The 18,953-nt window shown below is 60.7% G+C and carries 19 protein-coding genes; 10 read left to right on the top strand and 9 right to left on the bottom strand.

Features of this window, described 5'->3' with window-relative positions:
- The first annotated feature begins 10 nt into the window (after positions 1–10).
- Genes CAF53_RS14840 through CAF53_RS14830 form a run of 3 tightly spaced genes read left to right on the top strand, consistent with a single transcriptional unit; the run spans position 11 to position 3,329 of the window.
- Positions 11–2,029, top strand: coding sequence for a Tad domain-containing protein (locus CAF53_RS14840; protein ID WP_100238476.1), 2,019 nt, complete (start codon positions 11–13; stop codon positions 2,027–2,029).
- Complete coding sequence (locus CAF53_RS14835; RefSeq protein WP_046765702.1) at positions 2,029–2,649, top strand: TadE/TadG family type IV pilus assembly protein; 621 nt, start codon at positions 2,029–2,031, stop codon at positions 2,647–2,649. The genes CAF53_RS14840 and CAF53_RS14835 overlap by 1 nt, the downstream gene beginning before the upstream one ends.
- A complete protein-coding gene (locus CAF53_RS14830) occupies positions 2,646–3,329 on the top strand; it encodes a TadE/TadG family type IV pilus assembly protein (RefSeq protein WP_100238475.1) in 684 nt (227 codons plus the stop codon). Before CAF53_RS14835 ends, CAF53_RS14830 begins: the two co-directional genes overlap by 4 nt.
- Before the next feature lie 37 nt (positions 3,330–3,366).
- Here the strand turns inward: CAF53_RS14830 and CAF53_RS14825 are convergent, their stop codons facing one another.
- From CAF53_RS14825 to eno, 4 genes are all read right to left on the bottom strand, one after another.
- On the bottom strand, positions 3,367–4,758 hold the full coding sequence (locus tag CAF53_RS14825; RefSeq protein ID WP_046765700.1) for a pyruvate dehydrogenase complex E1 component subunit beta: 1,392 nt from the start codon (positions 4,756–4,758) through the stop codon (positions 3,367–3,369).
- Positions 4,758–5,825 (bottom strand): pyruvate dehydrogenase (acetyl-transferring) E1 component subunit alpha, encoded by a 1,068-nt coding sequence (pdhA, locus tag CAF53_RS14820; protein WP_046765699.1) that lies wholly within the window; start codon positions 5,823–5,825, stop codon positions 4,758–4,760. Before pdhA ends, CAF53_RS14825 begins: the two co-directional genes overlap by 1 nt.
- Before the next feature lie 125 nt (positions 5,826–5,950).
- Positions 5,951–6,262: a septum formation initiator family protein gene (locus tag CAF53_RS14815; RefSeq protein ID WP_046765698.1), complete on the bottom strand. Its 312-nt coding sequence runs from the start codon at positions 6,260–6,262 to the stop codon at positions 5,951–5,953.
- A gap of 77 nt (positions 6,263–6,339) precedes the next feature.
- Entirely contained in the window at positions 6,340–7,614 is a 1,275-nt protein-coding gene (gene eno, locus CAF53_RS14810; RefSeq protein WP_100238474.1) for a phosphopyruvate hydratase, read from the bottom strand.
- 228 nt (positions 7,615–7,842) lie between these two features.
- On the opposite strand from eno, the gene CAF53_RS14805 reads away from it, so the two are divergent.
- The 5 genes from CAF53_RS14805 to CAF53_RS14785 all read left to right on the top strand — a co-directional run bounded on the left by CAF53_RS14805 (position 7,843) and on the right by CAF53_RS14785 (position 10,177).
- Positions 7,843–8,472 carry a hypothetical protein gene (locus CAF53_RS14805; RefSeq protein WP_100238473.1) on the top strand — a complete coding sequence of 210 codons (630 nt, stop codon included), beginning with the start codon at positions 7,843–7,845 and terminating at the stop codon, positions 8,470–8,472.
- 55 nt (positions 8,473–8,527) lie between these two features.
- Complete coding sequence (locus CAF53_RS14800; RefSeq protein WP_332307429.1) at positions 8,528–8,914, top strand: hypothetical protein; 387 nt, start codon at positions 8,528–8,530, stop codon at positions 8,912–8,914.
- Positions 8,911–9,234 (top strand): hypothetical protein, encoded by a 324-nt coding sequence (locus CAF53_RS14795; RefSeq protein ID WP_100238472.1) that lies wholly within the window; start codon positions 8,911–8,913, stop codon positions 9,232–9,234. Before CAF53_RS14800 ends, CAF53_RS14795 begins: the two co-directional genes overlap by 4 nt.
- Entirely contained in the window at positions 9,227–9,847 is a 621-nt protein-coding gene (locus CAF53_RS14790) for a hypothetical protein (protein ID WP_100238471.1), read from the top strand. Before CAF53_RS14795 ends, CAF53_RS14790 begins: the two co-directional genes overlap by 8 nt.
- 105 nt (positions 9,848–9,952) lie before the next feature.
- Positions 9,953–10,177, top strand: coding sequence for a DUF4170 domain-containing protein (locus tag CAF53_RS14785; protein ID WP_046765692.1), 225 nt, complete (start codon positions 9,953–9,955; stop codon positions 10,175–10,177).
- A 7-nt stretch (positions 10,178–10,184) separates the two neighbouring features.
- Here the strand turns inward: CAF53_RS14785 and CAF53_RS14780 are convergent, their stop codons facing one another.
- The 5 genes from CAF53_RS14780 to carA all read right to left on the bottom strand — a co-directional run bounded on the left by CAF53_RS14780 (position 10,185) and on the right by carA (position 16,342).
- Positions 10,185–10,844 (bottom strand): rhomboid family intramembrane serine protease, encoded by a 660-nt coding sequence (locus tag CAF53_RS14780; RefSeq protein ID WP_046765691.1) that lies wholly within the window; start codon positions 10,842–10,844, stop codon positions 10,185–10,187.
- Positions 10,845–10,849: 5 nt separating this feature from the next.
- Complete coding sequence (gene greA / locus CAF53_RS14775) at positions 10,850–11,326, bottom strand: transcription elongation factor GreA (protein ID WP_046765690.1); 477 nt, start codon at positions 11,324–11,326, stop codon at positions 10,850–10,852.
- An 80-nt stretch (positions 11,327–11,406) separates the two neighbouring features.
- A complete protein-coding gene (carB, locus tag CAF53_RS14770) occupies positions 11,407–14,754 on the bottom strand; it encodes a carbamoyl-phosphate synthase large subunit (protein WP_100238470.1) in 3,348 nt (1,115 codons plus the stop codon).
- Between the two features lie 59 nt (positions 14,755–14,813).
- The gene (locus tag CAF53_RS14765) at positions 14,814–15,182 is read right to left on the bottom strand and encodes a ribonuclease E inhibitor RraB (protein WP_046765688.1); all 369 of its coding nucleotides are present in this window, start codon (positions 15,180–15,182) and stop codon (positions 14,814–14,816) included.
- Positions 15,179–16,342, bottom strand: coding sequence for a glutamine-hydrolyzing carbamoyl-phosphate synthase small subunit (gene carA / locus CAF53_RS14760; protein WP_100238469.1), 1,164 nt, complete (start codon positions 16,340–16,342; stop codon positions 15,179–15,181). The genes CAF53_RS14765 and carA overlap by 4 nt, the downstream gene beginning before the upstream one ends.
- Before the next feature lie 152 nt (positions 16,343–16,494).
- Between carA and CAF53_RS14755 the strand changes: the two genes are divergently transcribed.
- Both CAF53_RS14755 and dnaG read left to right on the top strand, forming a co-directional pair.
- The gene (locus CAF53_RS14755; RefSeq protein WP_100238468.1) at positions 16,495–16,947 is read left to right on the top strand and encodes a GatB/YqeY domain-containing protein; all 453 of its coding nucleotides are present in this window, start codon (positions 16,495–16,497) and stop codon (positions 16,945–16,947) included.
- Between the two features lie 54 nt (positions 16,948–17,001).
- Positions 17,002–18,873, top strand: coding sequence for a DNA primase (gene dnaG, locus CAF53_RS14750; RefSeq protein ID WP_100238467.1), 1,872 nt, complete (start codon positions 17,002–17,004; stop codon positions 18,871–18,873).
- Positions 18,874–18,953: the final 80 nt, after the last annotated feature.

Raw genomic sequence — 18,953 nt, 5'->3', positions numbered from 1 at the left:
GAAACGGATCATGGGCGATAGGATCAAGCGCACACTGTTTACACTGACGCGACTTTATCACAATCAGGCGGGAAATACGCTGGCGATGGTCGCAGCGGCGGTTCTTCCTCTTATGGGCCTCATTGGCGGCGGCGTCGATATGAGCCGCATCTATTTGACCAAGGCCAGGCTGCAACAAGCCTGCGATGCCGGGGCGCTGGCGGGGCGCAAGACCATGGGGGGCGGTGCATGGGCCGCCAACAACAATCAGGCCCTGAACGCCGCCACGGGAATGTTCGACGCCAATTTCCGGCCAGGTTCCTATGGCAGTGGAACCGTGATGCGGTCGTTCAACGAATCCGCCGGAAAGGTTACCGGCACGGCATCCGTCCCACTTCCCATGGCGATTATGCGCATTTTCGGTATTGCTTCCAAAACCATCGAAGTTGCATGCGACGCTGAAATGCGCCTTCCGAATACCGACGTGATGTTCGTACTCGACGTTACGGGATCCATGGGCAGCCCCATCCCAGGTGACACGGAAGACAAGATCGTCGGTCTGCAACGCGCAGTTCGTTGTTTTTACGAAATCGTCGCGCGCCTGGACACAATAGCGACTTGCGATGGCGGCGCCCCCTCTGGAGGAACGAGCACGGAAACGCAAATTCGTTTCGGCTTCGTGCCTTACGATACCAATGTAAATGTTGGTAAATTGCTTCCATCCAATTGGTTTGTTGATAACGCCACTTATCAATCCAGGGAAATAGTCGCAGTCTACGGCCGCCCGGTGAGCTTTGTTGATGGATCTAAGAAAGATTGGCCAGACATTAACTGGTCCAACAAAAGCGCGACGACCACAAGCGAAGCGGAATGCCAAAACAGCTATACGGTTCCTGCCGAAATCACGCAAGTTAAGTCGGGCGCGGCAATGAGCCTTGGTAAAAACGAGAGTAATGGAGGCATCCAGGGTCACGGTAACTGGGAAGCGACTCAAACCTGGCAGGACGTTCAGCGTGAATTTGTCAGTTGGAAAAGCGGTAACAACAATTGCAAATATAGGACAAAATCCAGAGATTTTACAAGAACTTATACCTTTCAGTGGGTGAATTATACCGATGGCGACGCCCAGATGTTTCGCGCGTGGTATTATCATCCCGTAACATTCGACATTCGCGCGCTGAAGAATGGGGACGGTTGGGCGGAACCCGCCTCCCTCACCACGGCGACCGGTAACAGCTTTGTGAACAAAACATTTACATGGGATGGCTGTATAGAAGAGAGGCAAACCGTTCGGGCAAGCTCTTATATGCCGATTCCATATGGGGCTCTGGATCTCGACGTGAACACGCCACCAGGCTTTTCAGATAGCAGCCGATGGGCTCCGGCACTCGGCCAGCTGATTTATCAAAGAAAAGCTGACTATAATAACAACAGCGTGCGTAGCACTAATGAGATCACCACCTTCACCAATTTTAGCACCGGCTCTTATGCCTGTACAACGCCAGCTTCGCGGCTGAAGAGTTGGCCGGATGCATCCGCTTTCGATAGCTATGTCGACTCCCTTACGCCTGGATCGAACACCTATCATGACATCGGTATGCTTTGGGGTGCGAGATTAATGTCACCGACCGGTTTATTTGCCGCGGACAATGCGACCACGGCGCGCGGCGGGGAAATCCAACGGCATATGATCTTCATGACCGATGGTGAAGCCTGCACCAGTGTTGGTAACTACCAAGCCTATGGAATAGCTTGGTACGATCGTCGGCAGACGGATCCCAATACCGAACCGACAGATGGATGCTCAACAACCGGAACTCTGACCCAACAGGTCAATGCCCGTACACAGGCAATTTGCGCCGCGGTAAAAAATATGCCCAACACCACATTATGGGTAGTTTGGTTTGGGACAGCCAATACCACTATTGAAAATATGTTGAAGACTTGCGCCAGCACCGACCGCTTCTTCTCGGCCCGCAGTTCTTCGGCTCTGCAAACTACTTTCCGCAATATTGCAAATCAAATCTCCCAGCTAAGGCTGACAAGTTGATGACCCGGCCTTCGCTCACTCATTCCCTGCGTCGCTTCGGCGATCAAGACGGCACCGCCATCACGGAATTCGGGTTGATTGCACCCATATTCCTGCTGCTGATGCTGGGCGCGCTCGATCTAGCCCATACCCTCTATATGCAGGGTGTGCTCCAGGGTGTCGTCCAGAAAGCCGCGCGGGATTCCACATTGGAAAGCGGACAGGAAGAAGGCACGCAAGTGGCCATCAACCAGAAGATCGAAACCCAGGTAAAGCGTTTGGCGGCAAACGCCGACGTTACCATCAGTCGACGCAATTTCTATTCCTATACGAAAGCCGCTCAGGCTGTAGCCGAACCCTATAACGACAATAACGGGAACGGCATCTGCGATGGTGGAGAACCGTTTCAGGACAATAACGCCAATGGCGTACGGGATGCGGATGGAGGCAGCGCAGGCCAGGGCGGCACCCAGGCAGCCGTAGTGCTGACTGTCGATGTACAATATCCGCGATTTTTTCCGCTCGACAAAATGATTGGTCTGTCCGGCAAGGTCCATCTCTCAGCAAAGACCGTTCTGACGAACCAGCCCTATGGTCAAAAGCCTGGAGAACCCGTCCCGGTCGTGAGGAATTGCCCATGAGATGGAAAGGCGATTTTTCCAAGCATGTTCCAACTTGGGCATCAAGGCTCCGCCACACGGAAAAGGGCATTGCAGTGGTCGAATTCGCACTCTGCCTACCCTTCGTTCTGGTGGCCACGCTTACGGCCGCCGAACTCGCAAATTACACCGTCACCAAGATGCGTGTCAGCCAACTGGCCCTGCGCCTTGCCGATGATGGTTCACGCATTGGAACAGGCGATCTTCTGTCGACCAAGCAGATAACGGAAGCCCAGATAAACGACCTGATGACAGGAGCCGATCTTCAAGGTTCAGCTCTCGGCCTTTTCACCAACGGCAAAGTCATCCTGACAAGCCTTGAGCCGGTTGCAAATCCTAATACGACCGATCGCTATCGTATTCGTTGGCAAAGATGCCGGGGCAGTCTCGGTTATTCGTCGGGGTTCGGTAAACAAGGCGACACCAATTTGACGGGGATAGCGATAAACGGCCAAACATTGAAGGCGCCGGAAGGCGGCGCCATCATCCTCGCAGAGGTGGCCTATCGATATCAGCCGCTTGTCGGATCACGCTGGATCAATTTGTCGAGCATGGTCGAAACAGCCGAGATGTATGTTCGTGACAATCGCGAATATGCTGGGCCAACCGGCGGCGTGGGCATTTACAATCCGGAAAATGTCACAGCTTCCACTTGTAGCTGAGGGGGAGCGATAGACTTCTCACCCCTCCTCGTCATTATCAGCGATAGCAGACTTTTTTGACAGCGGCGACGACGCGTGATGGGTCGATGAGTGCGGCCTTTTCGAGGTTGGCGGCATAGGGGAGCGGCACGTCCTCGTTGGTGACGCGCAGCACCGGGGCGTCGAGGTCGTCGAAGCCCTGTTCCATCACCACCGCCGCGATCTCCGAGGCGATCGAGCAGACCGGCCAGCCCTCCTCCACCACCACCAGGCGGTTGGTCTTCTTCAGGCTCTGCAACACCGTCGCGGTATCCAACGGACGCAGCGTGCGCAGGTCGACCACCTCCGCATCGATGCCCTCGCCCGCCAGCGTCTCCGCCGCCTCCAGCGCCACGCCCACGCCGATCGAATAGCTCACCAGCGTCACGTCCCGGCCCTCGCGCATGATCCGCGCCTTGCCGATCGGCAACACATAATCGTCGACCTTGGGCACATCGAAGCTGCGGCCGTAGACCAGCTCATTCTCCAGGAACACCACCGGATCGTCCGAGCGGATCGCCGCCTTGAGCAGCCCCTTGGCATCGGCCGCATCATAGGGCGCGATCACGATCAGGCCGGGAACCGCCGCATACCAGGGGCCGTAATTCTGGCTGTGCTGCGCCGCGACCCGGCTCGCCGCGCCGTTGGGGCCACGGAACACGATCGGGCAGCGCATCTGGCCGCCCGACATGTAATTGGTCTTGGCCGCCGAGTTGATGATATGGTCGATCGCCTGCATCGCGAAGTTGAACGTCATGAACTCGACGATCGGCTTCAACCCGCCCATCGCCGCGCCCGCGCCGATCCCGGCAAAGCCATATTCGGTGATCGGCGTGTCGATCACCCGCTTGTCGCCAAATTCCTCCAGCAGGCCCTGCGTCACCTTGTAGGCGCCCTGATATTCGGCGACTTCCTCGCCCATCACGAAGACCCGCTCGTCGCGGCGCATTTCCTCCGCCATGGCGTCGCGCAGCGCTTCGCGAACCGTCGTCTTGAGATATTCGGTGCCCTCGGGCAGCGCCGGGTCCTTGACGGTCGCCTTCGCCTCAGGGACCAGCTTCGCCGTACCGCTCTGCGCCTTCTTTGGTTCGGGAGCCGCCTCAGCCTTGGGCGCTTCCGCCTTGGGAGCCGGAACAGGCGCTGCCGCGTCATCCGCCCCTTCGCCCGCCCCTTCGCCCGCCATCGTCGCAATGACGGTGCCCACCTTCACCCCCTCGGTGCCTTCGGGAACGACGATCCGGCCGATCTGGCCCTCATCCACCGCCTCGAACTCCATCGTCGCCTTGTCGGTCTCGATCTCCGCCAATATGTCGCCCGAGCGGACCTCGTCCCCTTCCTTCACCAGCCATTTCGCCAGCGTGCCTTCCTCCATCGTCGGCGACAGCGCCGGCATCTTGATCTCGATACCCATCAATATTGCTCCACCAGCACGTCGGTATACAGATCGTGCAGTTCCGGTTCGGGAGAGGTTTCGGCAAAGTCCGCCGCGTCGCTGACGATTTTGCGGATGTCCTGGTCGATTGTCTTGAGTTCGTCCTCGGATACGCCCGCTGCGGTGAGATATTTCTTCACCCCCTCGATCGGATCGGACTTCTCGCGCATCGACTGCACTTCCTCGCGCGAGCGATATTTGGCCGGGTCCGACATCGAGTGGCCGCGATAGCGATAGGTCTTCATCTCCAGCAGGATCGGGCCATTGCCCGCCTGCACCCATTTGAGCGCCTCTTCCGTCGCGCCGCGCACGGCGAGCACGTCCATGCCGTTCACCTGGATGCCCGGAATGCGGAAGCTCTCGCCCCGGCGATACAGTTGGTCCTCGGCCGAGGAGCGGTTGACGCTGGTGCCCATGGCATATTGGTTGTTCTCGATCACGAAGATGATCGGCAGCTTCCACAGCTCGGCCATGTTGAAGCTTTCATAGACCTGGCCCTGGTTCGCCGCGCCGTCGCCGAAATAGGCGACGCACACGCCGCCGTCTCCATTATATTTGTGCGCAAAGCCCAGCCCCGCGCCCAGCGACACCTGCGCGCCGACGATGCCGTGGCCGCCGTAGAATTTATGCTCGACGCTGAACATGTGCATCGATCCGCCCTTGCCGCGCGAAATGCCCGCTTCCCGGCCGGTCAGTTCCGCCATGATGACATTGGGATCGATGCCATAGGCCAGCATGTGCCCATGGTCGCGATAGCCGGTGATCACGCTGTCCTTGCCGGGCTTCAGCGCCGACTGGATGCCCACCGCCACCGCTTCCTGCCCGATATACAGATGGCAAAAGCCCCCGATCAGACCCAGGCCGTAAAGCTGCCCCGCCTTCTCCTCGAAACGACGGATCAACACCATCTGACGGTAAAATTCCAGCAACTCCTCTCGCGTCGCTTCATAATCCTCAGGCAAGGAAGGCCGTAAACGGTTGTGATCCGCACCTGCTGGTTTGGCTGCCTTCGCGCGTGCAGGGCGCGGCGTCGTTGTTTTCGCCAAGGCTATTATCCTTTTGCGTGGGTGAGGATGGAAGGAAGGCGGGTATAGCGGCAGAAGGCCCCAAAATGCAACGCGGCATGGGGCATCAAAGCAAGGCAAGACGATCAATCAGCCGTGCCGAACGATCAATTTAGCGGGACGATGACTTCATCATGATGGACGACGCCCAGCTCCCGCCGGATCAGTTCGTCGGAGAGGTCGGGATCGACGCGCCGGGGATTGAGCAAATCCACCCGGTTCTTCAGTTCCTGCCGATGCACCTGGACCTGCTTCAGTTCGCCCTGCGCATTGTGCAGCTGTCGCTTATAATCGCCCCACGCCAGGATGCCGTTGGAACCCAACACCACATAGCCGGCGAAGAAAAGAAGAAGAAGCACCGCAATCGCCGGCCCGAAAGCCGAAAAGAGCAACATGCGGAGTTTCGCGATATGCGCCATGGACCAGTTGAATCACAGGGACGGACTGGCCGCAAGCGAAATTTTACTGTCGTTGCGGCCAGTGATCGAAAAAGGAATTAACGGAAGATTGAACGGCCCGCATAAACGGCAATGTCGCCCAATTCTTCTTCGATACGGATCAGCTGGTTATATTTGGCCAACCGGTCCGAGCGGGCCAGCGAACCCGTCTTGATCTGGCCGCAATTGGTTGCGACGGCGAGATCAGCGATGGTCGCATCCTCGGTCTCGCCCGAACGGTGCGACATGACCGCCGTATAGCGCGCGCGATGCGCCATGTCGACGGCCGCCAGCGTTTCGGTCAGCGAGCCGATCTGGTTGACCTTGACCAGCAGAGAATTGGCGAGCCCCTTGCCGATGCCCATTTCCAGGCGCTTGGGATTTGTGACGAACAGGTCGTCACCGACCAGCTGAACCTGGCCGCCGATCTTGTCGGTCAGCGCCTTCCAGCCTTCGAAATCATCTTCGCTCATGCCGTCCTCGATCGACTTGATCGGATAGTCCGCGCAAAGAGCTGCCAGATAATCGGCCATTTCGACCGGGCTGAGCGAAAGGCCTTCGCCCGAAATCTCGTACTTGTCGTTCTTGAAAAATTCCGTCGCCGCGCAGTCCAGCGCGAGCACGACGTCATCACCCGGCTTGTAACCGGCCTTCTCGACCGACAGCATGATGAAGTCGAGCGCATCACGGGTCGAGGCGATGTTGGGCGCGAAACCGCCTTCATCACCGACCGAAGTCGCCAGCCCCTTGTCGTGCAGGCCCTTCTTGAGCGTATGGAAGATTTCCGAACCGATCCGCACGGCGTCGGCAATGCTCTCGGCACCGACCGGCATGATCATGAATTCCTGGAAGTCGATCGGATTGTCGGCATGCTCGCCGCCGTTGATGATGTTCATCATCGGCACCGGCAGGACATGGGCGTTGACGCCGCCGACATAGCGGTAGAGCGGCAGGCCGCGCGCGTCGGCCGCCGCCTTGGCGACGGCAAGGCTGACGCCCAAAATGGCGTTGGCACCGAGGTTCGACTTATTCTCCGTCCCGTCGAGCGCGATCATCGCGGCGTCGACCTCGGCCTGGTCCTCGGCATCGAGGCCGATGATCTGCTCGGCGATCTCGTCGTTGACGGCGGAGACGGCGGCGAGCACGCCCTTGCCCAGATATTTGCTCTTATCGCCGTCCCGCTTCTCCACCGCTTCATAAGCACCGGTCGATGCGCCAGAGGGTACAGCGGCACGGCCAAAGCTGCCATCCTCCAGCATCACATCGACTTCGACGGTCGGATTGCCGCGGCTGTCCAGGATCTGGCGGGCGTGAATATCGAGAATGGCGGTCATGGATCGCTCCTTGAAATGGCTCTGCGGACGGGCTCTGGGTCGCTTTTCGCGCCCCGCTTAGCCACGCCCTCTCCGCTTGGCAATGCGGGGGCTTGCAAGGACTCGAAAAATGCCGATGCTCAAAATAGTAACGGCAACGGAACTGTGGACGGTGGCGAAGCATTTGGAAAAATGCCGCCCGACCGTTTCACGGATTCCACCGTATCTTTCAAAGGGAGACTTAGGACGATGGCCGACACCCCGGAAACCCCGCCCGCCAAGCGCACCAGAAAAGCCGGCACTCCCCAGTCCGCCAAGACGCCGTCGCCCAGTGCCTCATCACCCAAGGCAAAGCCGGCCAAGGCGGTGAAGGCCGCGCCGGTCAAGACCGCCGCCACCCGCAAGGCCAAGGCCCCCAAAAAGCCAGGCAACGGCGCCGCCGCGCACGGCTGGACCGCACAGATCGCTCCCTTGAAGGTCCAGGCCGAAAAAGCGGCCAAATCCGCCGTGGACAAGCTGAATGCCGTCGATTGGAAAGCCCATGTCGATCCGCTGAAGGAACAGGCGAGCAAGACCGCCAAATCGGCCGCAGGCGTCGCCAAGGACAAGACCGGATCGGCAATGCAAAGCCTGGCCAAGCTGATTTCCGACACGGCCGGCACGGTCGATGCCAAGCTTGGGCCGCAATATGGCGATTATGCCCGACAGGCGGCCGAATCGGTGGCTGGCGCCGCCAAGACGCTCGACAGCAAGGATGTCGACGAACTCATGACCGAAGCCCGGGATTTCGTACGCAAGAGCCCGGCCGTTGCGATCGGGGCGGCAGCCGTGGTCGGCTTCGTGCTAATGCGCCTGGCCAAGGGATCCGACGACGCCTGAGCGCTTGATTCCAAATGATGAAATCAAAGCTCCTGTTACCGGGGCGGAGGATATTTTGACGCAAGATCCCATGCGCTCCGAAGGGCAGGACGAGTCCGGCCGCAATGAATCCGTGCGAGATGAGTCCGTTCGTGATGTTTGGGCGCGCCTATATACCGATGGGCGCGCCTATGCCGAGGCGGAGGTCGAACGGCAGAAGCTACGCGCGGGAATCATCGGCGCAGGAGTCCGCGAGGCGCTGATCCTTGCAGGGGTCAGCATCATATTGATCTTTGCCAGCCTTGTGGCCTCTATGGTCGGCGGGATTCTTTTTTTCGCACCGCTCGTGGGCATGGGTTGGGCCATCTGCATCGTCGTCGGCGGCGGGTTGCTCCTCGCCCTGATATTGCTGCTGTTCGCCAAGGGACGGATCGATCGGATGAAGAAGGCCGTCAAATCATGAGCCGGGAAGAAGCCTATCAAGCGGCGGCAAATAGGGCAGAGGAGCGCAAGGCGACCTTCCTCTCCACCATGCAGACCGCCAGGGAGCGGGTCGCCCCGGCGCGGCTGAAACATGACGCCAAGGTCAAGGTCAGCCAAACCGTTCTGGACGGCGCCGCCTATGCCGCGGCGAAAGTACAGCAACGACCGGCCGCAACCGCGGCAGCGTTGGGCGCCTTCGCCCTTTATGTGATGCGGCGCCCCCTTGGGACATTTTTCCGACGGATATACGTTCGGATCAGCAACCACACAGACGAGACTTCGGAGACTGACCATGGCTGATATCCGCTCTCAAATAACGCGCGCCCGTGAAGCGGCGAACGACATGGCGGAAAGTGCGTCGGGCCTGTTACGCGATACGACGGATCGTGCCAGGGAAAGCGCGGGCGATCTGATCCAGGCCGGCCGGGAACGAGCCGGGGACGCACGCGACAAAGCGCTCGACAAGGCGACGTCCGCCTATGCCGATGCGCGCGACCGCACCCAGCGGGTGGCGGCGCGCGCCAATGAGATCGTGCAGGAACATCCGGTCGCCGCGGTCGCAGGTGCCGTGGCGGCAGGGGCGATCATTGCATGGATGTTCCCCAAGAGCCGGAAGGCGATGCAAGCCCTGCCCGGCCTTGCATCCACCGCCGGCGCCAAGGTGATCGAGGCCGCGCTGGCCGCTCGCGCAGCTGCGGGGGAAAGCGCCGAAAGCCTGAAATCGAGCGCTGGCGAAGTGCTGCACGATGTCGGCGAAGGGGCCAAAGAAGCCGCTTCATCGGCCAAGAATGCAGCCGCTTCGGCCGATCTGGGGGGCAGGACCTCCCGCCTCACGGACGACGCCGTGGCTTTGGTAGCCAGCAAGATCGACGCGCTCAGCGCAGCTCTGAAGGCGCGGTTGCCCAAAACGTAATTGCTTCTTCATCAAAAGCATGCCGATATGCCCGCCGTCCCCCTTGGATGGGGACGAGCGGCCTGCTAATGTTCCCGTTCATCGAACAGGAGAACATAAGATACCATGAGCAAGCTGCACCTTGTTATGGGTGGTCGCGTCGCAAATCCCCAGACGCTGGAATTCGAGGATCTGAACTCGATCGATCTGGTCGGCGTCTTTCCCGATTATGCCTCGGCCGAGAATGCATGGCGAGGGGCGGCCCAGCGTACGGTCGATGACGCCGAAATGCGCTATGTGATCGTGCATCTGCACAAGCTGCTCGAACCGGAATTGCCCTCGGCCGAATAGGGCTTTTTCAGGACAGGGGCTGGGGCCGCTTGCGAAAGCGCCAGCGGAGCAACGGGCGCGTCAGCACCAGCCCCACCAGAAAGCCGCCAATATGCGCGGCAATCGCGATCTGGCCCAGGTCGCCAAATCCGCCAGCCGTGGCCAAACCGATCATCAACTGGATAGCGATCCAACTGGCCGCGAGCCACAGAGCCCGCACCAGGCTGGCCGAAAGCGGTCCGATGCGCCGGACATTCTGCTGGCTGTAAAGCAGCGCATAAGTCGCGATGATCGCGGAAATCGCCCCACTCGCTCCCACCATGGGATTGGTCGAATGGGGATCGATCGCCCATTGCAATGCCGTCGCACCGTAGGCCCCGGCCACATACAGAATCAGCGTCGCGCCCTTGTCCAGCACATGTTCCACCTGCCGTCCGCAAAAGACGAACATGAACAGGTTGAAGGCGATGTGCAGCCAATTGGCGTGGACCAGCGTGCAACTGATCGGTGTCAGCCATACAGGCACCGCCGCCATGCCCGCGAGCAGCGCGCCATCCTCGACCCGCGCCGGGATGAAGCCGGCGATGATCGCGGCATTGTCGACCTGCCCGGTCAGATAGACCAGCAGGAAGGCGACGAAAGTGATCGCCGCAATCCAGTTGGTCATGTGCCCGACAGGCAGTTTCATGGATTTCAGATGAAGTCGATCTTGTCGATCAGGTAGAATTTGTCGCCCGAGGGGACGGACACTTCAACCTCTTCACCGATCTGGCGGCCGATCAGCGCACGGCCGAGCGGGCTGTTATAGCTGATCATGCCCGCCTTGGCATCCGCCTCGGCCTGACCCACGATCTGATATTTCACCGGCTTCTCGTCTTCGTCGAGCAAGGTGACGGTCGCGCCGAACACCACCTTGTCGCCGGACAGGGTGGTGGGATCGATGATCTGGGCGCGCGACAGCTTGTCTTCCAAGTCCGCAATGGTGGCTTCAACCTGGCCCTGGCGTTCCTTCGCCGCATGATATTCGGCATTTTCGGACAGATCGCCGTGCGCACGAGCTTCCTCGATGGCATCCACGATCAAGGGCCGTTCGGCCTTCAATTCGCGGAGCTGCGCATTGAGCTTGTCATAGCCCATCTGCAGCATCGGCATCTTCTCGACGGTCGCCATTCTTGCAAATCCTTCGTCAAAACTTCCCTTTGGCGGCCCCGACCTTGGGGCCACCCGCAGCGTGTTTCCTATGCAGGGGATCAGGCTTGCGACACGGGATAATAGGACTGGAGCGACCGCACTTCAAGGGCATGCCCCCGAAGAGCCTCGATCGCGTCGGCCGCAGCGACCGAAGCCGCCGCCGTGGTGAAGCTGGCGACCTTGGCGCGGAGCGCGCTGGTGCGGATTTCCTTGCTGTCCTTCAGCGACTGCCAGCCCTCCGTCGTGTTGAAGATCAGATCCACGTCGCCATCGATGATCTTGTCCACGATATGGGGGCGCCCCTCCGCCACCTTGTTCACCGGCTGCACGGCGATGCCCTGCTCCTCCAGATAGCGGGCGGTGCCGCCCGTGGCGATGATGGTGAAGCCCAGATCCGCCATCTTGCGCACCGCGGGCAGGATGACCGGCTTGTCGCTGTCCTTGACCGAAACGAATACCGTCCCGCTCTTCGGCAGGACGGTGCCGCCGCCAAGCTGCGACTTGGCGAAGGCCGTTGCAAAATCGCTATCGATTCCCATGACTTCGCCGGTGCTCTTCATCTCCGGCGACAGGACCGGATCGACGCCGGGGAAGCGGGCGAAGGGGAAGACGGCTTCTTTGACTGCGATATGGCTGATCGCGTTGCGGTCGATCTTCGGCAGGTCCTTCAGCTTCTCGCCCGCCATGACGCGCGACGCTATCTTGGCGATGGGCGTACCGATCGCCTTGGCCACGAAGGGCACGGTGCGGCTGGCGCGGGGATTGACCTCGATCAGATAGACTGTTTGTCCTTCTGGGCCATCCTTGACCGCGAACTGGATGTTCATGAGGCCGCGCACCGACAGGGCACGGGCGAGGACGTCGGCCTGACGCTCGATTTCCGCGATGATGTCGTCCGACAGGCTGTAAGGCGGCAGCGAACAGGCGCTATCGCCTGAATGGACCCCCGCCTCCTCGATATGCTGGAGCACGCCCGCGACCACCACATCGTCGCCGTCGCACAGCGCATCGACGTCCACCTCGACCGCATCGCGCAGATATTGGTCGATCAGCACCGGGGAGTCACCCGACACCTGAACGGCGGTGGCGATATATTCCTCCAGTTGCGCCTGACCGTCGACGATCTCCATGGCGCGGCCGCCAAGGACGTAGGACGGACGCATCAGCACGGGGTAGCCGATGCGGTTGGCGACCGCGATCGCTTCCTCCCGGCTGCGGGCGATACCATTGGCGGGCTGCTTGAGCTTGAGCTTGTCGATCAGCGCCGCGAAACGCTCCCGGTCTTCGGCAAGGTCGATGGCGTCGGGCGAGGTGCCCAGGATCGGGATGCCCGCATCCTCCAGCGCCTGCGCCAGCTTCAGCGGCGTCTGGCCGCCAAACTGGACGATGACGCCCGCCAGCGTGCCGTTCGCCATTTCGACGCTCAATATTTCCAGCACGTCTTCAGCGGTCAGCGGCTCGAAATAGAGGCGGTCGGACGTGTCATAGTCGGTCGACACGGTTTCCGGGTTGCAGTTGACCATGATGGTCTCATAGCCAGCCTCGCTGAGCGCAAAGCAGGCGTGGACGCAACAATAGTCGAACTCAATGCCCTGCCCGATGCGGTTCGGACCGCCACCCAGGATCACGACCTTTTTGCGGTCGCTGGGCTGCGCCTCATTCTCCGCCTCGCCAAAGATCGGCGCTTCGTAGGTCGAGTACATATAGGGCGTCCTGGCCTCGAATTCCGCGGCGCAGGTATCGATGCGCTTGAAGACCGGACGCACGCCCAGCTTGTGGCGCAGGGCGCGCACTTCGTCCTCGGTGACGCCGCCGGTCATCGCCTTGACCGCGTCGTGGATCAAGCCCGAACCGCGCGCGATGCCCCGCTCCATGCCGCGCAAATTGGCGGACTTGAGCGCGAGATAGGCAAGGCGCTTGTCGGCAAAGCCCATGGATTTCAGGCGGCGCATCCCGTCAGCATCCTGCGGCAGGCCGTTGGCAAGGATTTCGGCTTCGGCGTCGACGATCTCCTTGATTCGTTCCAGGAACCAGGGGTCGAACTTCGCGATGGTGTGGATTTCCGCAACGGTCAGGCCTTCACGCAGCGCCTGCGCGGCGACCAGCAGCCGGTCCGGCGTCGGCTGGGCCAGCGCGGCGATGATGTCGTCCTTGGGCGCACCGACCAGATGATCGACCTCATTGAAACCGCACAGGCCGGTTTCCAGCCCCCGAAGCGCCTTCTGCATCGATTCATGAATATTCCGGCCGATGGCCATCACCTCACCCACCGACTTCATCGCCGTGCCGAGCAGCGGTTCAGACCCCTTGAACTTTTCGAAGGCGAAGCGCGGGATCTTGGTCACGACATAGTCGATGGTGGGTTCGAACGACGCCGGGGTCGCGCCGGTGATGTCGTTCTCGATCTCGTCCAGCGTGTAACCGACGGCCAGCTTCGCCGCGACCTTCGCAATGGGGAAGCCGGTCGCCTTCGACGCCAGCGCCGAGGAACGGGAAACGCGCGGGTTCATTTCGATGACGATCAGGCGGCCATCCTTCGGATTGACTGCGAACTGTACGTTCGAACCACCTGTTTCCACGCCGATTTCACGCAGCACCGCGATGCTCGCGTTGCGCATGATCTGATATTCCTTGTCGGTCAGCGTCAGCGCGGGCGCAACGGTGATGGAATCGCCGGTATGGACGCCCATCGGGTCGACATTTTCGATGGAGCAGATGATGATCGCATTGTCGTTCCGGTCGCGGACGACCTCCATCTCATATTCTTTCCAGCCGAGCAGCGATTCCTCGATCAGTACTTCGGTCGTTGGCGACGCATCGAGGCCTTCGCTGACGATCCGCTTGAATTCTTCCTTGTTATAGGCGACGCCGCCGCCGGTACCGCCCAACGTGAAGCTGGGGCGGATGATGGACGGCAGACCGGTGAATTCCAGCGCCTCCATCGCCTCTTCCATCGTGTGCGCGATACGCGAGCGGGCGGATTCCAGCCCGATCTTGTCCATCGCGTCGCGGAATTTGAGGCGATCCTCGGCCTTGTCGATGGCCTGCGCATCGGCGCCGATCATCTTGACGCCATACTTCTCCAGCGTGCCGTCATTGAACAGTGCCAGCGCCGTGTTGAGCGCCGTCTGGCCGCCCATGGTCGGCAGCACCGCGTCGGGACGTTCCTTCTCGATGATCTTCGCCACGATTTCGGGCGTGATCGGCTCGACATAGGTCGCGTCGGCAAATTCCGGGTCGGTCATGATGGTGGCCGGGTTGGAATTCACCAGGATGATGCGATAGCCCTCTTCCTTGAGCGCTTTCACCGCCTGCGTGCCCGAATAGTCGAATTCGCAAGCCTGGCCGATGATGATCGGGCCAGCGCCGATGATGAGGATGGAGGAAATGTCGGTGCGCTTGGGCATTATTCGGCCTCTGGTTTAACTGTGGAAAGCGCTGGCGCGCACGATGGGCAAAATGGCGGTCAATGAACGTGTCCGGACCGGGCCTCGCAGCCCCAGCCGTCATATTCGACGCCACAGAGAATTTCGATCTGGAGGCATTTCTTCGTCAGCGCGCGGATCGATTGTTCATCGACCGGCTGCTCGCATTCGAGGAAGAGGAACAGGTCACCATCCTCATCCTCCTCGCGGTCCAGTTCGACAAAGCCGAACTGGCTGGCGATGGTCAGGACACGCTCGAAATCCTTCTCGCTGCCCTTGAAGCTGACGTCGACCGGGCGGGCTATGCGCGCCACGTCGCCATTGGCCGCGAGATTGGCGAGGACGGCCTTGTCCGCCTCCCACTCTGCCGCGAGGCGGGCTTCGTCAACCGGGGGCAGGTTGAGGCTCACTTAAGCCCCTCTACGAAGCGCTGGAACAGGTAGAAGCTGTCCTGCGGGCCGGGCGAGGCTTCGGGGTGATACTGGACCGAGAAGGCCTTTTTATCCGTCAGTTCGATACCGCAATTGCTGCCGTCGAAGAGCGACACATGGGTCGGCTTCACATTGGCGGGCAGCGTGTCGCTGTCCACCGCAAAGCCGTGGTTCATCGAGGTGATCTCGACCAGCCCGTCCGACAGGCGCTTGACCGGGTGATTGGCGCCGCGATGGCCCTGGTGCATCTTGATCGTCTTCGCGCCCGCCGCCAACGCCAGCATCTGGTGGCCAAGGCAGATGCCGAAGACGGGCTTGTCGGCTTCCAGCACTTTTTTGATGACGGGCACGGCATATTCTCCGGTCGCGGCCGGATCGCCGGGGCCGTTGGAAAGGAAGACGCCGTCGGGCCTCTGCTCCATCACCTGCTCGAAGCTTGCGGTGGCAGGCAGGACGGTGACGCGGGCTCCGGCCTTTACGAGGTTGCGGAAGATGTTGTTCTTCGCGCCATAGTCGATGGCGACGACATGGGGCCTTTCCTCGCCCGCTTCATTGAGGCCATAGCCATGGCCGAGCTGCCACACGCCATCCTTCCAGAGGCGGCTTTCCCTGGGCGTCACTTCGATGGCGAGGTCCATACCTTCGAGGCCCGGCCATGCGGCGGCCTTCGCGGCGAGGGCTTCGAGGTCGAACTTGCCTTCGGGATCGTGCGCGATCACGACATTGGGCGCGCCCTTCAGGCGGATCATGCGGGTCAGGGCGCGGGTGTCGACGCCGGCCAGGCCGATGCGGCCCTTTTCCTTCATCCACTGGTCGAAGGGTTCGACATTGCGGAAATTGCTGGGTTCCGTGACGTCCTGACGCACGATGCAGCCCAGCGCATGAGGCAGATCCGCCTCCACATCGTCCAGATTGGTGCCGACATTGCCGATATGCGGGAAGGTGAAGGTGACGATCTGGCCCGCATAGCTGGGGTCGGTCATCACTTCCTGATAGCCGGTCATCGCCGTGTTGAAGCACAGCTCGCCCACCGCATCGCCGGTCGCGCCGAAGCCGCGGCCAAAGACGGCGGAGCCATCGGCGAAAACCAATACCCCTGTCGCTCCTTTGGGCACAATGAGGGTCTTGGCGTCAGCCATGGTCGTATCGTCCTTTATGCTTTTGCGGGAACCCGTCTCGAGCGGGTTAAACGGCCGGTCACGTATGCGGGTGAGGCCCTGCGGTCAACTCCTGTTAAAAATCTCTTTTGGCGTTATATCTGATCCTTTCCCGAGAAACAGGATTCATTCGCATGATTCGCGACGCCATCAAAAGTGCCCAGATCGAAGCCATGAAAGCCGGGGAGAAGGATCGCCTGGCCGCCGTGCGGCTGATCCTGGCGAAGTTGAAGGACCGGGATATCGAACTGCGCACGGCCTCCAGCGTGCCGGACGACGATACGGTCGTGGTCGAAGTGCTCCAGAAGATGGTGAAGCAGCGTCGCGAATCCATCGAGATGTTCAAGGGCGGCGGGCGTGATGAACTGGCGGCGAAGGAACAGGCGGAGCTGGACGTGATCGACAGCTTCCTGCCGCAACAGCTCAGCGAGGATGAGACCCGCGCGGTGATCGAAGGAATCAAGGCGGAGGTCGGCGCCGCGAGCGTCAAGGATATGGGCAAGGTCATGGCCGTGCTGAAGGAGCGTCATGGATCGGTGATCGACATGAGCAAGGCCAGCGGGCTGGTGAAGGCGGCCTTGAGTTAAGAACGACCAATCAAGCCCCTTCCTCTGGTGATGGGCTCGCTTTAGGAAAAGCTTATGAGTCTTTCTCCGGCCTTTCTTGATGAGTTGCGGGCCAGGACATCCTTGTCGACGCTGATCGGGCGAACGGTGAAGGTGCAGAAGGCGGGCCGTGAATATAAGGCCTGCTGTCCCTTCCACAATGAGAAGACGCCCAGTTTCACGATCAATGACGAGAAGGGCTTCTATCACTGTTTCGGTTGCGGAGCGCATGGAGACGCGATCCGCTGGATGACCGACCAGCGCGGCCTGCCCTTCATGGAAGCCGTGAAGGAACTTGCCGCAACGGCGGGCATGGACGTCCCCGCCCCCGATCCCAGAGCGGCCAAGCGGCAGGAACAAGCCAAGGGGCTGCACGATGTCATGGCCGCGGCGCAGGCCTTTTTCGAGGAGCAGCTTGGCGGCATCGAGGGAGCAGAGGCGCGGGCCTATCTCCAGAAGCGGGCAATAAGCACCGCGACCGCCAAGGCCTTTGGCTTCGGATTTTCTCCCGATGGCCGCGGACGGCTCAAGGCTGCGCTCAAGGAATTTGGCGAGCCTTTGTTGATCGAAGCGGGATTGCTGATCGATCCCGACGGGGAGCGCGACACTTATGATCGGTTTCGGGGGCGATTGATGCTGCCGATCCGCGATATAAGGGGCCGCATAATCGCTTTTGGCGGCAGAATCCTGGGCGCGGGCGAGCCCAAATATCTCAATTCGCCGGACACGCCGCTCTTCGACAAGGGACGGACCCTCTACAATGTCGATCGGGCTTCACCTGCAAGCCGTCAGGCCGGAAGGGTCATCGTCGTCGAAGGATATATGGATGTGGTCGCGCTCGCGCAGGCGGGTTTCGGCGAGGCGGCGGCACCGCTCGGCACGGCACTGACCGAGCATCAGATCGAACGGCTTTGGAAGATGGCCGAAGTACCGATCCTTTGCTTTGACGGCGATGCAGCGGGGCAGAAAGCCGCCATCCGGGCCGCGACGCGCGCCCTGCCCTTGTTGCGGCCGGGAATGAGTCTTGCCTTCGCCACGCTTCCTGCCGGACAGGACCCGGACGACCTGATCCGTGCCGAGGGGGCCGCAGCGATGGAAGCCGTGCTGGTCGGCGCCGAACCTCTGGTGGAGCGCCTGTGGAAATATGAGCGCGCAGCGGCACCACTCGATACCCCGGAACAGCGCGCCGCACTCAAGCAGCGGCTTTCCGCGATTACCGACGCCATCACCCATCCGGACGTGCGCGCGCATTATATCCATGCCTTCCGCGAACGTTACGATACGCTATTCTTTGCGCGGCCCGCCTTTGCCCCCCGGCATCAACGTGGCGGCGGTACGCGACCGGGGTGGCAACGGGACCGTCGGGGCAATTGGAAGCCCCCTCTCCCTCCGGCGGGAAATGAGGCTCGGTCGATCGGCGAGAGCGGAATGGAACAGCGGCTTTTGCGGGCCGTTCTCGCCAGTCTGCTGCGGCATCCGGAGCAGATTGGGCTGCATCGGGAAATGCTTTCCGGGCTTCATATCGGCGATGCGGTGCTCGCGGAACTGCTGAACGTGATGATCGCGGCATCCTTCAGCAAAGAAACAGTTGAAACGGATGGCCTCCTTACCATATTGGGGCAAGGTGAAGTGTATAATATGGCAAAGGGGATGCTCCGGGCCGACACGTTCACATTCACTCCTCATGGAAGCAAGGCCGACTCGGATCGCGTGCAGCGCGATCTGGATGAGGCCATTCGGGTGATGGCACAGGGACCGGAGTTGGAGGCGGCGTTGGCGGAAGCCACCCGGCGGGCGAGAGATGATCTCAACGAGGACAGCTTTGCCGAGCAGCAAAGGGTCCGGCAGTTGAAACTGGATCATGATCGCCGCCTGGCGGAACTGGCGCAGTCCGAAGACATTGTTTGATTCGATCCATCCGGATCGGCGGGTTTGATCCGATCCATCCGGATCGGCGGGTTTGATTCGATCCGTCCGGATCGGCGGGT

Origin of the sequence: Sphingobium sp. LB126 (assembly GCF_002795205.1) — a bacterium.
GTDB lineage: Bacteria > Pseudomonadota > Alphaproteobacteria > Sphingomonadales > Sphingomonadaceae > Sphingobium > Sphingobium chungbukense.
Note: the sequence above shows the minus strand (reverse complement) of the source record. Positions and strands in the feature narration are given on the sequence as shown.

Excerpts from the sequence above, each read along its gene's own strand:
- CAF53_RS14835 (WP_046765702.1), top strand. The coding sequence starts at position 2,029 with ATGACCCGGCCTTCGCTCACTCATTCCCTGCGTCGCTTCGGCGATCAA.
- CAF53_RS14815 (WP_046765698.1), bottom strand. The coding sequence starts at position 6,262 with ATGGCGCATATCGCGAAACTCCGCATGTTGCTCTTTTCGGCTTTCGGG.
- CAF53_RS14785 (WP_046765692.1), top strand. The coding sequence starts at position 9,953 with ATGAGCAAGCTGCACCTTGTTATGGGTGGTCGCGTCGCAAATCCCCAG.
- eno (WP_100238474.1), bottom strand. The coding sequence starts at position 7,614 with ATGACCGCCATTCTCGATATTCACGCCCGCCAGATCCTGGACAGCCGC.
- carB (WP_100238470.1), bottom strand. The coding sequence starts at position 14,754 with ATGCCCAAGCGCACCGACATTTCCTCCATCCTCATCATCGGCGCTGGC.
- CAF53_RS14840 (WP_100238476.1), top strand. The coding sequence starts at position 11 with ATGGGCGATAGGATCAAGCGCACACTGTTTACACTGACGCGACTTTAT.
- CAF53_RS14805 (WP_100238473.1), top strand. The coding sequence starts at position 7,843 with ATGGCCGACACCCCGGAAACCCCGCCCGCCAAGCGCACCAGAAAAGCC.
- CAF53_RS14780 (WP_046765691.1), bottom strand. The coding sequence starts at position 10,844 with ATGAAACTGCCTGTCGGGCACATGACCAACTGGATTGCGGCGATCACT.
- dnaG (WP_100238467.1), top strand. The coding sequence starts at position 17,002 with ATGAGTCTTTCTCCGGCCTTTCTTGATGAGTTGCGGGCCAGGACATCC.
- CAF53_RS14755 (WP_100238468.1), top strand. The coding sequence starts at position 16,495 with ATGATTCGCGACGCCATCAAAAGTGCCCAGATCGAAGCCATGAAAGCC.
- carA (WP_100238469.1), bottom strand. The coding sequence starts at position 16,342 with ATGGCTGACGCCAAGACCCTCATTGTGCCCAAAGGAGCGACAGGGGTA.
- CAF53_RS14825 (WP_046765700.1), bottom strand. The coding sequence starts at position 4,758 with ATGGGTATCGAGATCAAGATGCCGGCGCTGTCGCCGACGATGGAGGAA.
- CAF53_RS14830 (WP_100238475.1), top strand. The coding sequence starts at position 2,646 with ATGAGATGGAAAGGCGATTTTTCCAAGCATGTTCCAACTTGGGCATCA.
- greA (WP_046765690.1), bottom strand. The coding sequence starts at position 11,326 with ATGGCGACCGTCGAGAAGATGCCGATGCTGCAGATGGGCTATGACAAG.
- CAF53_RS14795 (WP_100238472.1), top strand. The coding sequence starts at position 8,911 with ATGAGCCGGGAAGAAGCCTATCAAGCGGCGGCAAATAGGGCAGAGGAG.
- CAF53_RS14790 (WP_100238471.1), top strand. The coding sequence starts at position 9,227 with ATGGCTGATATCCGCTCTCAAATAACGCGCGCCCGTGAAGCGGCGAAC.